The following is a 12,994-nucleotide window of genomic DNA, read 5'->3' on the forward strand; positions in this document are numbered from 1 at the left end:
AGGTAGACACGGACACGGGTTCGAGGAGCGGTCACAGTGCAGCGCTGGCGTGGCTTGGAGGACATCCCCGAGGACTGGGGGCGCAGCGTCGTCACCATCGGTTCCTACGACGGTGTCCACCGCGGCCACCAGCTGATCATCAAGCACGCCGTCGACCGCGCCCGCGAGCTGGGCGTCCCGGCCGTCGTCGTCACCTTCGACCCGCACCCCAGCGAGGTCGTGCGCCCCGGCAGCCACCCGCCGCTGCTCGCCCCGCACCACCGCCGCTGCGAGCTGATGGCCGGGCTGGGCGTCGACGCGGTGCTGATCCTCCCCTTCACCAGCGAGTTCTCCAAGCTGTCGCCCGCCGACTTCGTGGTCAAGGTCCTGGTGGACAAGCTGCACGCCAAGGCGGTCGTGGAGGGCCCGAACTTCCGCTTCGGCCACAAGGCGGCCGGCAACGTCGAGTTCCTCGCCGAACAGGGCAAGGTCTACGACTTCGAGGTCGAGGTCATCGACCTGTACGTGTCCGGCGCGGCGGGCGGCGGGCAGCCGTTCTCCTCGACCCTGACCCGGCGGCTGGTCGCCGAGGGCGATGTCGAGGGCGCCCGCGAGATCCTGGGCCGCCCGCACCGGGTGGAGGGCGTCGTGGTGTGCGGCGCCCAGCGCGGCCGTGAGCTGGGCTTCCCCACGGCCAACGTCGAGACCCTGCCGCACACGGCGATCCCCGCCGACGGCGTGTACGCCGGTTATCTGCACGCACAGGGCGAGATCATGCCGGCCGCCATCTCGGTGGGCACGAACCCGCAGTTCGACGGCACCGAGCGCACGGTGGAGGCGTACGCCATCGACCGCGTCGGCCTCGACCTGTACGGCCTGCACGTCGCCGTCGACTTCCTCGCCTACGTCCGCGGCCAGGCGAAGTTCGACTCGCTGGAGGCGCTGCTCGAACAGATGGCGGCCGATGTGAAGCGGTGCCGGGAGATCGTGGCGGCGGAGGGCTGACCGCCGCGGACTCGTCCACGACGACGAAAGGGCGGCCGGTGCGTGGAGCACCGGCCGCCCTTTCGTCATGCCGCTACGGCCGCGGGGTCACGGCTGCTGCGGGGGCTGCGCCTGGGGGTAGGGCTGGCCGGGGTACGGCTGGCCCGGCTGCGGGGGGTAGGGCTGCGGGACGGGCTGGCCCGGCTGACCAGGCTGCCCCGGTTGCTGTTGCTGCTGGGGCGGGTAGGGCTGCTGGGGCTGCGGCGCCTGGGGCGGGTAGGGCTGGCCGGGGTACTGCTGGCCCGGTCCCTGCGGATAGGGCTGGGGGTAGGGCTGGCCCTGGGGCGGCGTCTGCTGCTGGCCCGGCATCGGCGGCGCGGCCATCGGCGGCGGGTTGCCGTCGCTGGTCCACAGCCCGTGCGCCTGCTGGTGCCGCACGAAGTCCTCGGCGATCATCGCGGCGAGGTTGAAGTACGCCTCGCGGGTGCGCGGCCGCATCATGTCGAGGTCCACCTCGGCACCGGCGGCCAGATGCTCGTCGAAGGGCACGACCACGACCCCGCGGGTGCGGGTCTCGAAGTGCGACACGATGTCCTCGACCTTGATCATCTTGCCGGTCTCGCGGACCCCGGAGATCACGGTCAGCGAGCGGGACACCAGGTCGGAATACCCGTGCGCGGCCAGCCAGTCCAGCGTCGTACTGGCGCTGGACGCACCGTCCACGGACGGCGTGGAGATGATGATCAGCTGGTCGGCGAGGTCGAGCACCCCGCGCATGGCGCTGTACAGCAGACCGGTGCCGGAGTCGGTGAGGATGATCGGGTACTGGCGGCCGAGCACGTCGATCGCGCGCCGGTAGTCCTCGTCGTTGAACGTGGTCGAGACGGCCGGGTCCACGTCGTTGGCGATGATCTCCAGACCGGAGGGCGCCTGCGAGGTGAACCGGCGGATGTCCATGTACGAGTTGAGGTACGGGATCGCCTGGACGAGGTCGCGGATGGTGGCCCCGGTCTCCCGGCGCACCCGCCGGCCGAGCGTGCCGGCGTCCGGGTTGGCGTCGATGGCGAGGATCTTGTCCTGCCGTTCGGTGGCGAGGGTGGAGCCCAGCGCGGTGGTCGTGGTGGTCTTGCCCACGCCGCCCTTGAGGCTGATGACCGCGATCCGGTAGCAGGACAGCACCGGCGTTCGGATCAGCTCCAACTTGCGCTGCCGCTCGGCCTCTTCCTTCTTGCCGCCCAGCTTGAACCGGGACCCGCCGGCCGCCGGCCGACCGCTCCGGGCCTTCTGCCGGCGGTTGTTCAGCAGCCGGTCCGCGGACAGCTCCACGGCCGCGGTGTAACCCAGCGGCGCGGCACCGGGGTTGGTGGGCTGCCGCTGGTCGTGCTGGACCGCCTGCGGCCAGGCGGCCCCGGCACGCGGGTCGACGGGGGGCTGCGGGGCGTCGGGCCGGGGCTGCGGCGGGAAGCCGTAACCGCCCTGCTGCTCGGGCGCGTTGGGCGCCGGGACCGGAGGCTGGGGGTGGGGCTGGGGCGCCGGGCCCGGCGGGAAGCCGTAGCCGCCCTGCTGCTCGGGCGCGTTGGGCGCCGGGACCGGAGGCTGGGGGTGGGGCTGGGGCGCCGGGCCCGGCGGGAAGCCGTAGCCGCCGGCCTGGTGCGGCTGCGGCACGCCCTGCGGACCCGGCTGAGCGGGTGGCATGGGCATGCCGGGGTGGTTCGGCTGCGGGGGCTGCGCTTGCTGATTCGGCTGGTTCCAGACCGCGGGCGCGGGCTGCGGAGCCTGCGGCTGGAACGGCGGCTGCGGCCCCTGCACCGGGCCGGGCTGCGGGGGCGCGGGCGGCTGCGGTCCCGCCTGCGGCGGCAGGGGCTGCTGCGCCGGCCACTGGTTCGCCGGGGCCGGGGCGGCGGGCTGGTACGACGGCGGCAGCGGGGGCACACCGTGCTGCGGCGCGGGCGGCGGCGTCCAGGCGGCCGGGAAGTCCTGCGGCACCGGGGGAGCGGGCTGTCCGACGGCGTCCTGCGGGACCGCGTCCTGCTGGGCGGCCTCCTGAGGCACGGGGTTCTGGGGAGCGCCGTCCTGAGGTGCCGCGCCCTGAGGCGCCGCGTTCTGGGGCGCGGGGGTCTGCGGGGCGGGGTCCCGGACGTCCTCGGCGGCGCCCTCCCGCGCGGCCCCTTCCCGTCCGGACTCATCCGGCGCGGAGTCCGCGTCCACGGCGTCCGCCGCGCCGTCACCCGTCACCACGGCGTTCGCCGCGCCGCCGCCGGTCACCGCGCCGCCGCCCGTCGCCGCGCCGTCGGCGGTCGTGCCCCCGTTTCCGTCCGTGCTCCCGGTCGAGGCACCGCTCTCACCGTGCCCGGTGGCCTCACCGTCCCCCGCGCCTCGCTCGGCACCGGCACCGGACTCGACGCCGGAAGCACCTTCCCCGGCGCCCTCTGCCTCGGCCTCCGCCTGGGGCTCGGACTCGGTCCGGTCCGCCGTCCCGGATTCGGCGGCAGCCTTCTGGAGCGCGGCGGCGCGTTCGGCGATCTCGGCCATCTCACGCTTCAGGGCGACGGCGGAGAACCGCATGGTCGCCCCGCTCTCCAGGTCCCCGTTGCCCGTCTCGGGCTCGGCCGGCGAGCCCTCGGGCTGGGCGGGCCGGCCCTGCGGCTGCTGGAGCTCGAACCCGTCGGGCAGGCCGGGTACCGGAACGGAATCGCCGAACGACCGCGCGGGCCCCACCGGAGCCTGCGGCGGCACGGGCGGCGGCATCGGCGGAGCGAACGGCGTCCCCTGCGGCGCCGTAGCGACCGGCGGGGCGGCTACAGGGGGCGTGCCGACCGGCGGGACGCCGACCGGGGGCGTGCCGACCGGGGGCATGCCGACCGGCGGTGGCATCACCCCGGCGTCCGCGTCCCCCGAAGAGGGAAACGGCGGAAACCCGGACGCCTCCGAGGAACCGGAGGCAGCGGCCCCCTCGGTCCCGCCCTGCTCGGCGTGTCCGCCCGCGCCGGACGCGTTCTGCGTGTACCAGGCCGGGGGAGCGTAGTCGATGGTGAACTCGCCGGTGGTCTCGACGGCCTCCGCGTCGGGCTGGTCATCGCCGGGTGTGGCCCAGCCCCCGCGCGTCCCGTCCCGATCGCTGCTCACAGTTCCTCCTGGTGTGGTCGAGCACCCTCATGCCGTGGCGGGGCGACCATGTCGTGTCGTTCGAGTCGTCCGTAGTCGTCAGGGGCAGCCCGGTCCACGGGTCCTGCCGTCACGCCCGCTCCCAGCCTAATCACCACGAGCCGTCCCCCGGCAGGCCCGCCCGCCTCCCGGCTCGCGCGCAGGAGGGCGGAAGGCAGGGCGAAGCCCCCGGCCCACGCCCCGAGTTGCGGCACGAAACCGGGAGCAACCGGAAGGGAACCGGCGAACGGGAAGGAGCGGGAAAGCGAACAAATCCCACAGGCAAGGGCAATTCAGTCCATGCGTCGCGGTGTGCCCAGCAACCCCGTCTCGGCGTCGGTCGGTTGGGTCAGCACATATTGCCGGTCCCGGTCGGTACACCACAGGGTGACACCGTCCGGCAGCGCGGGCAGCGACTCCACCTCGGTGCGCGTGAGCCCCATGGTGCGGCCGAGTTCGGCGGCCTCGTCCGGCGAGACCCGCTGGATACCGGCGAGCCGGGCCTGGCGCAGCAGCCGGGGCGCGACCGGGCTGAGATACGGCAGCAGGGTCAGCACCGACTGCCAGGGCCCGGACGCCACCCGGCCGCGCGGGGGCCGCATACCGCAGTCCCGCACCACCACGACCGGCGTGCCGGCCGAGGCGCCCTGCGGGGGGACGCGCCCGACGTCGTACACCGACAGTCCGTTCTGCCCGCCGCCCATGGCGTGCACCATCTGCATCCAGGCCTGCGGCCGGCCGGTCTCCACGGCCACCCGCGCCCCGGTGGCCGCCGCGCGCAGCGCCAGCACCTGCGCCGTCCACAGGCCGCCGATCAGCACCACGTCGTACGGCGTGGGCCGGTTGATGCCGAGCACGGCGGGCTGGCCCTCGGCGTCCACACCGGCCACCACACCGTCGTCGCCGATGGGCAGCGCGAGCGCGTCGAGCATCCGGGCGGACAGCGCGTGCCGGCCGTGCCGGGGGCCGAGCAGCCCGAGCCCGTGCCGCAGCCGCTCGCCGAGGCCGCGCGGTCCGGTGCCGTCCGCCGTCGCCCGGGGCAGGCCGGGGGAGTCCGTGGGAGTCGTCGTCACCGCGCACCTCCGAGGGGCAACGTGGCCAGCATGCCGGGCAGCTGCTCGCGGTCGAGGCGGGCCAGGCCGGCACCGGCCTCGCGGGCCGCCGCCTCCAACGCCCGCCGGGCAGCGACGAGTTCCTCGTCGCTGCGGCCGGTCACCCGCAGATGCCCGCACAGCGACACCTCCTGCCGGTCGCCGGGCGCGAGGGTGAGACTGAAGGTGGTGGCCAGCGCCGGTACGGCCGTGACCCTCGCGACCAGCTGCGGCAGCGACTCGCCGCGCCCGCCGCCCAGCGGGGGCCAGCGCCGCACCCAGTAGGTGGTGTGCCGCCGGTTGTCGCACCGCCAGCTGCGCCCGGACTCCTCCGTGCGCCGCTCCCGCGTCTCGCCGCGCCCCGCCTCCGCGGTGACCAGCGGATTGGCGCAGGCCGAGGTGGCGAGCGCGGCGATCAGCTCCTCCTCGTCGAGCACACGGGCCCGGAAGCCCGCCCCGGTCAGCCGGCTCGCCAGATGGTCCGCGGCGCGCACGACGCACTTCTGCGCCCCGAGCAGCCCGCCCCCGCGCGCGGCCACCGCCTCCGCGCACACCTCCGGGTCCAGCTTCAGCGCGATCCACGTGATCCGCACGGCGGGGGCCCCGGTCTGCTTCTGCAACGGCAGGTAGTTGGCGACGGCCACCGACTGCTGCGGCAGGTGCAGCGCGGGCGCGGGCTGCGTGTGCAGCACGACCTGCGCCGACTCCAGCCGTATCCCGTCCACCTCCAACGCGTCCCGCACCAGCCCCAACGGCAGCGGCTGCCGGCTCCGCTCCGCCCGCAACGCGGTCGCGTCGGCCTCCACCTGGAGCACCGCGGTGACGAAGGTGCCGTCACCGACGATGCCGACGGGCCGCCGGTCGCGCCCGCCGTAGGCGTACGTGCGCAGGCTCGGCTCGCATTCGAGCGCGGGCACCAGTGACGGTTCGGTGCCCGGCGGTATCGGGGTGCTCGCGGCCCGGCGCTTGCGGGCCTTCAACTCCCGCGCGGTGAACAGCCATTCGGGCAGCGACCGACCGCGCCGCCGGACGAACGCGAGGGCGACCAGCAGTACGGCGACGAGCGCGGCGGGTACCAGGGCGAACGGGCCGATGACCCATCCGACGACGAGCAGGGCCAGCGCGAGTTCCGGCAGTACGAGTCGTTGCATGCGGAACGAACCGGACAGCGCCGGGCGGGTGCCCGGACCCGCCGGATCCGGAAGCAGCCGTTTTCCGGGCGGTACCCGCGGAGCTGCCGCCGGTTGCGCACCGGCCGTCGAGGGGCCGGTTCCCCGTCCTTGCCGGCGCGTACGAGAGCGCGTCCCGGAAGCCCTCAACTCATCCCCCCATTTTCCTTACGACTCCCCGCTGTGCGGCCCCTGAGCAGTGCCCGCGAGGGCCCCGGTACCCTACCCGCTCCACGGAACCGTCCAGCCACCAGGCATAGTAGGGGCTCGGTCCGACAACGGCGTGCCGGAGACGGTGGTCTTCGACCGGTATCCGGACGGCCACACGGGGAGAATCAGGGGCAGATGGCATCTCGGCGGGATCAACTCAACGCCTACACCTTTGCGAAGCAGCGCATGCTCGCGGCGTTCGTCCAGCCCTCCTCCGACGGCTCGGAGGAAGCTGCCCCCAAGCCGCTGCGAGCGATCCTGCCCGGCACCATCGTCGGAGTGGCCGTCATGGCGGTGTTCGGCGCCTGGGGGATGTTCCGCCCGACCGCGCCGCAGGGCTGGGACACTCCGGGTGAAAAGGTGATCATCGCCAGCAAGTCGACCACCCGGTACGTCGTCCTCAAGACCGACGGCAAGACCCAGCTGCACCCTGTGCTCAACATGGCGTCGGCCAAGCTCCTCCTCGCCGACGGCAAGGGCGATGTGGTCACCGTCGACGAGTCGATCCTCGACAACGGCAAGATCCCGCACGGCGTCACCATCGGCATCCCGTACGCCCCCGACCGCCTGCCCTCCAGCCAGGAGGCCGGCTCGCCCAAGCGGTGGGCCGTCTGCGAGCGCCCGAGCGCGGGCGGCAGGGCCATCCAGAAGGCGGCGTTCGTGCTCGCCGCCCGCGACAGGAAGAGGACCGAGGGAGCCCGCGAGAAGCTCGCCGGCGGGGACATCATGTACGTCGCCGCCCCGGACGGGCAGCGCTACATCGTGGACGCCCACGGCACGGCGTACCCGGTCGACAAAAACGACGAGTTGCTGCTGCGCACCCTCGTCGGCGCCGGTCGGCAGCCCGAGCGCGTCTCGCGGGACTGGCTCGACACCCTGCACCCCGGCGACCGGATCACCTTTCCCCGGATCGAGGGAACCGTGGGCGCGCCCGCCGGTGTCCAGGGCAGCCTGCCGGATGCCGCGAACAAGGTCGGCATGGTGCTGCGCGCCCCCGACGGCGACCGCCGGCAGTTCTACGTCGTCGAACCGGGCAAGGTCCTGCCCGTCTCCGACTTCACCGCGAGGCTGCTCCTCAACAGCAAGGCACTCGTCGGCCTCGGGCAGGCGAGCAAGGCACTCGACGTCAGCGCGGGCGCCTTCGTACCGGGTTCGACCGCCTTCGCGGCCGACCGCAAGTGGCCGAGCCTGGCCCCGATCGTCGTCAACGACGCGGGCACCGCGGGCGGCAGCCGCGACACCGTCTGCAACGTCCTCGACCACGTCGCCCCCGGCAACGGCGACACCACCCTCAGCACCTGGGCCGGTACCGACTTCCCCGCCGAACTGCCCACCGGATCGTCGAGCGCCTACGTGACTCCCGGCTCCGGCCAGCTCTACCGCCAGTTCCAGGGCACGGACACCAAGGCCGGCGGTGTCTTCCTCGTCACCGACACCGGCCTGCGCTACGCCATGCAGTCGAACGCCGACACCGGCTCCAAGGGCATCGAGTACGGCATGACGGACAAGCAGCGCAAGGAACTCCAGCAGGAGGCCCAACTGGCCCAGACCAGGCTCGGGTACGCCGGTCTCGAACCCGCCCCGATCCCGCTGCCCTGGTCGGTGTTCCTGCCCACCGGGCCGCGCCTTTCGACCACCGCGGCGAGCCAGCCGCAGGGTTCGTAGGAGGAGCCACGTGCCGTACCCGCGTCTGCTCCGTACCGCGGCGATCGCGGCCGCCACGCTGTGCACCGCCGCCGTCGCTCCGGCCCCGCCGGCCGCCGCCGACTCCTTCGCCGACCAGTGCGACTTCCCGAACAAGGTGTACTCCGGGCGCCCCTGGTCCCTCCAGCGCGTGCTGCTGGACGAGCTGTGGAGCCAGTCCAAGGGCAAGGACGTGCGCGTCGCGGTCATCGACACCGGCGTGGACACCCGGAACCCCCAACTCGCCCACGCGGTGGACGCGTCGAGCGGCGCCAACTTCCTGCCGCCGAAGAACACCAAGGGCCAGAAGATCGACCGCGGCAAGGCGAACGGGACGACGGACACCGTCGGACACGGCACGCGTGTCGCGGGCATCATCGCCGCCCGGCCCATGCAGGGAACGGGATTCGTCGGTCTCGCACCCGAGGCGACCATCATTCCCATCAAGCAGAACGACGCGGAGGGCGACGGCACCGCGGCCACCCTGGCCCAGGCGATCGAGTACGCGATCAGGGCGAAGGCCCAGGTGATCAACATCTCCCAGGACACCGCGAACGCCATACAGCCGGCCGACGGCCTGCGCCGCGCGATCGACGACGCCCTGGCACACCAGATCGTGGTGGTGGCCTCCGCGGGCAACGACGGCCTCGACGGCAACGTCAAACTCACGTACCCGGCGTCCTATCCGGGTGTCCTGGCGGTCGCCGCCTCGGACCGCAACAACGAGCGCGCGTCCTTCTCCCAGTCCGGCGACTTCGTGGGCGTCGCCGCTCCCGGCGTCGACATGATCTCCACCGTGCCCAAGGGCGGCCACTGCTCGGACAACGGCACGAGCTTCTCCGCCCCGTACGTCGCCGGTGTCGCCGCGCTCATCAAGGCGAAGCACCCCGGCTGGACGGCGCGCGAGATCGTCGCACAGATCGAGCAGACCGCGGAACGCTCGGTCGCCGGGCACGACATGCTGGTCGGCTGGGGCGTCGTCGACCCGGTCCGCGCCCTGACGGACGACGAGCACCCCATCGAGAAGCCCGACCCGCACGAGGGCCTCAGCCACGCCCAGGCGCCGACCCCGGCCCGGCTGGTGCTCGGCGAGACGGCCGACGAACGCAACGCCCGGCTGGCCACGTACGTGGCCGTCGGGGTGGCGGTGCTGGTGGCCGCCCTGGCGGGGGTGGCGGTGGCGATCCGCGACGCCCGCAGAAGGACGGCGGGCGGCGGTCCGGGGCGGACCACGGCGTGAAAGATGCGTGAAGGCAGCCGGGCCGCAGCAGACTTGTCACACAAGTCAGTTGGGGGTGTCAGTCCCGTTGACTACAGTGACTGCGTTGCGAAGACGAACGCTTGGGGATCGCTGCCGCCCCGGGCAGGGGACGGAAACGGGGGTGGCGCAACGTGCGGCCTGACGACGGCACGGGCGGACTGAAGGTCGGTCTTGAGGCGCTGAAGACCTTCAAGACACGTGTGGACGGGGTGCTCGACACGTTCGAGCGTTCGCCCGGCTCGGCGAAGAAGGTGGCGATGCACACGCTCGCCGCCGATTCGTTCTGCGGCCACGGCGGCTTCCCCGAGGCCACCGGCCTGCACAGCCAGTACACGCGGGTCCACGACCGCCTCGTGACACTCTCCAAGTCGCTGACGCTGCAGATCGAGGCCATGCAGATCGCCGTACACGGCGCGGACATCGGTTTCGCGAATCTGGACGACGACGAGCGGCGGCGGTTCCACGAGATCCGCATGGAGATCAACGAGAAGTACGGGGATGTACGGAAGGACCAGAAGCGCGGCGACGCCGAGCAGGGCGGCGGGAACATCTGATGGGTGACCACGACAAGAAGCCGGATCCGCATCAGTTCGACCGCGCGGTGGCCGGCGACCAGTTCAAGGACGAGAAGTCGGCCCTGGACAAGCACCAGTGTGCCGCGCCGAGCCTCAATGCGCCGGGCGGCGGCTGCACGGTCAGCGACTTCGAGAACCACCAGCTGAACGACATGATCGACATGGTGCATGCCGCGAAGCCGGAGGATCTGGAGAACGCCGCCAACGGCTTCTGGGACGCACGGGACGCCATCTGGAACGCCGCCGGTGAACTCCTGCAGAACATCGGCCGGATCGACTGGCAGGGTGAGGCGGCCACCGCGTTCCACGGCTGGGCCAGCGACCTCGTCAACCACTCCTACGAACTCGCCCAGTTCGCGGACGACGTGGCCACCCAGGTCTCCGCGGCCAGCATGGGACTCGCCTCCGTACGCAGCTCCATGCCGCCCCGCGACAACCGGCCCAAGGGCATCCTGCCGGGCGAGCAGGCCAAGCTGGATCCGGGTGGCATACAGGCCCAGGTCGTCGAGAACCACCGCCAAGAGGCGATCAACCAGATGAACCGTCTGGCGTCGTACTACGCGGTCTCGGAGGGGAACCTGCAGGGGCTGAGCGAGCCCAAGTTCGGGAAGATGCCGGACATGGGGGTGCCCAAGCCTGCCAAAGCGTGGCGAGGAAATGAGCAGACCGGCGGGGGCGAAGCCGCTCTCCCGCATACACCCTTGGCTGGAACTCGGGTCGATCACTCCGTCAGCGTTCCGATCGAGCCTGCTGGCACCAGCGTCGCGCCTGGGACGAATCTCCACCATGTGGTCCTGCCGCCGGAGCAGCATGTCCACGTGGACCCGACCCAGCACGTCGGCACCCACATCGACAGCACCAACACCCTGCCTCCGGACGTGAAGCCGACGGTGCCGGTCGCGCCGCCGACCGCACCCGGTCCTGGTGGCGGCGGCGGGGGACCGATCGCTCCCTTCCCCACCGGTCCCATGGTCCCGCCGGTGGGCATGCCCGTGCCACGCGGTGGAGCGGGTGGCATCCGGGGCCCGGTCGGGCCGTCGCGCCCGGCCGTACCCGCCGTCGAGGAACCGGAGGCCGGAACCGGCGCGGGACGCGGCCCCATCGGTGGGGTGCGGCAGTCCGTCGTTCCCGGTCAGGTGGGCGCGCGCGGACCGGTGTCACCGATGGACAGAACCCCCATGGGCCAGTCCCCCATGGGCAAGGCTCCGGTGGGCCGGGGCCCGGTCGCTCGCGGCATCGTCGGCGGCACGCCCCGGACCGCGGGCGTTCCCGGCGAGCCCATCGGTGAGACGGGACCGACCGGAGCGGCACGCACTGGCGGTGTCATCGGCGGCCGGCCGACCACGCCCTCCGCGAAGGGTGTCAACGGCTCGCGGGTGCCGCGCGGCAAGGTCATCGGCGGCGAGCCCGCCGCGCGTGCCGCGCGTGCCGTCGAGCGACCCGGTCAGCGCGGGGTGATCCGGGCGGCCGAGTCGGAGGGCTTCGGGACACCGCCCGCGGGCAGGACCGCGGCGCCCAACGGCAAGGCACCGGCGGCCGGGAACGGCGCCCGTGTCTCCGACGAGCACGTGCCGGGTCGCCCGGCGGCCCGACGCTCCACACGGAACCGCGACGACAAGAAGTCGCGCCGGCGGCAAGCGCCGGAGACCGAGTAACGAGATGAAGCGAGGACGTACGAGAGGCATGTTGTCAGCGAGCACGAGACGACTGACCGCCGCGTGTGCAGCGCTCGGCGCACTGATGGCTCTGCCGGTGGGTCTGGCCCCCAGCGCGGCTGCCGCCGACGTCCAGTCGCAGCAGTGGTACCTGTCGGCGATGAAGGCCGACGAGATGTGGAAGACGAGCACGGGCAAGGGGGTCAAGGTGGCCGTCGTGGACTCGGGCGTCAACCCCTCGACTCCCTCTCTCGAAGGGCAAGTACTGGGCGACGAAGTGCCGAAGTCCGTTGCCTACGGGGCCACGAAAGACTTGGACGGCCACGGCACCACAATGGCCGAGATCATCGCCGGCACGGGACGCGGCGGGGGGATCAAGGGGTTGGCGCCTGGGGCCAAGATTGTGCCCTACCGCATCGCGGGCAAGGGATTCACACTGTCCGAGGAGAACAAGGCACCTGACGTCAGCAAGGTGATCAGGGCCATCGCTGACAGCGATGCCAAGATCATAAACATGTCGTTCGGTGACGACATCTCCTATGACGACGAGGAGGCGGCAGTCAAGTACGCTGCCTCAAAGGGCAAATTGATGTTCGCCGCAGTCGGGAACAACGCCCAGACGTCGAACAACGCCGGCTACCCGGTTTCTTACCCCTACGTCGTCGGCGTCTCCGCCATCGACAAGGCGACAAGGGTGGGGAAGTTCTCGGACCACGGCTCCTCCGTCGATCTGGCGGCGCCGGGTGTGGACTTGCCCGGATGGTGCAACGCGAAGTTCCAGTCGTACTGCTCTCACATGAACGGCACTAGTCAGGCCACCGCCATCGCCTCCGCCTCCGCCGCCCTCATCTGGTCCGTCCACCCCGACTGGACCGCCAACCAGGTCCTCCGCTCACTGATCGACACCGCCGGCCGGACGTGGCCCAAGGGCACTCCCAGCAACTACCTCGGCTACGGCATCGTCCGCCCCCGCAAGGTGCTGGAAAACCCGCACTACGATCCGGGCTCCGCGGCGGCCGATCCGCTGGCCACGGAGAACTGGCGCGGCAAGCCGGGCACCTCGCCCTCCACGTCCGCATCCGGCTCCGCCAAGCCCACCCCCGGCCACCCGGCCCCCGCGGCCGACGCCGGCTCGAAGTCGTCCGGCAACACACTGACGTGGGTCGTCGGAGCCGCCGCCGCACTGGTGGTGATCGGTGGCGCGGCCTTCGCCGTGATCCGGTCGCGACGACGTGCCTGACGG

General features: G+C 72.5%; 9 protein-coding genes. 6 read left to right on the forward strand and 3 right to left on the reverse strand.

From position 1 onward, the window contains the following. Positions 1-36: 36 nt before the first annotated feature. Positions 37-984 carry a bifunctional riboflavin kinase/FAD synthetase gene (locus tag ACZ7EC_RS29190; protein WP_471067216.1) on the forward strand — a complete coding sequence of 316 codons (948 nt, stop codon included), beginning with the start codon at positions 37-39 and terminating at the stop codon, positions 982-984. An 87-nt stretch (positions 985-1,071) separates the two neighbouring features. Here the strand turns inward: ACZ7EC_RS29190 and ACZ7EC_RS29195 are convergent, their stop codons facing one another. The 3 genes from ACZ7EC_RS29195 to eccE all read right to left on the reverse strand — a co-directional run bounded on the left by ACZ7EC_RS29195 (position 1,072) and on the right by eccE (position 6,349). Continuing rightward, the gene (locus ACZ7EC_RS29195) at positions 1,072-4,089 is read right to left on the reverse strand and encodes an SCO5717 family growth-regulating ATPase (protein ID WP_471067218.1); all 3,018 of its coding nucleotides are present in this window, start codon (positions 4,087-4,089) and stop codon (positions 1,072-1,074) included. A 311-nt stretch (positions 4,090-4,400) separates the two neighbouring features. Then, positions 4,401-5,150 (reverse strand): hypothetical protein, encoded by a 750-nt coding sequence (locus ACZ7EC_RS29200; protein ID WP_471067262.1) that lies wholly within the window; start codon positions 5,148-5,150, stop codon positions 4,401-4,403. A gap of 26 nt (positions 5,151-5,176) precedes the next feature. Next, entirely contained in the window at positions 5,177-6,349 is a 1,173-nt protein-coding gene (eccE, locus tag ACZ7EC_RS29205) for a type VII secretion protein EccE (RefSeq protein ID WP_471067219.1), read from the reverse strand. A gap of 363 nt (positions 6,350-6,712) precedes the next feature. On the opposite strand from eccE, the gene eccB reads away from it, so the two are divergent. The 5 genes from eccB to ACZ7EC_RS29230 all read left to right on the forward strand — a co-directional run bounded on the left by eccB (position 6,713) and on the right by ACZ7EC_RS29230 (position 12,991). After that, positions 6,713-8,242, forward strand: coding sequence for a type VII secretion protein EccB (eccB, locus tag ACZ7EC_RS29210; protein ID WP_471067220.1), 1,530 nt, complete (start codon positions 6,713-6,715; stop codon positions 8,240-8,242). A 10-nt stretch (positions 8,243-8,252) separates the two neighbouring features. Then, complete coding sequence (gene mycP, locus ACZ7EC_RS29215) at positions 8,253-9,500, forward strand: type VII secretion-associated serine protease mycosin (protein ID WP_471067222.1); 1,248 nt, start codon at positions 8,253-8,255, stop codon at positions 9,498-9,500. A 152-nt stretch (positions 9,501-9,652) separates the two neighbouring features. After that, a complete protein-coding gene (locus ACZ7EC_RS29220) occupies positions 9,653-10,075 on the forward strand; it encodes a hypothetical protein (protein ID WP_471067223.1) in 423 nt (140 codons plus the stop codon). Next, positions 10,075-11,751, forward strand: a complete 1,677-nt coding sequence (locus tag ACZ7EC_RS29225; protein WP_471067224.1) for a WXG100 family type VII secretion target — start codon at positions 10,075-10,077, stop codon at positions 11,749-11,751. The genes ACZ7EC_RS29220 and ACZ7EC_RS29225 overlap by 1 nt, the downstream gene beginning before the upstream one ends. 28 nt (positions 11,752-11,779) lie before the next feature. Continuing rightward, positions 11,780-12,991, forward strand: a complete 1,212-nt coding sequence (locus tag ACZ7EC_RS29230) for a S8 family serine peptidase (RefSeq protein ID WP_471067226.1) — start codon at positions 11,780-11,782, stop codon at positions 12,989-12,991. Positions 12,992-12,994: the final 3 nt, after the last annotated feature.

The sequence above is a fragment of the Streptomyces sp. NPDC037203 genome, assembly GCF_055605065.1.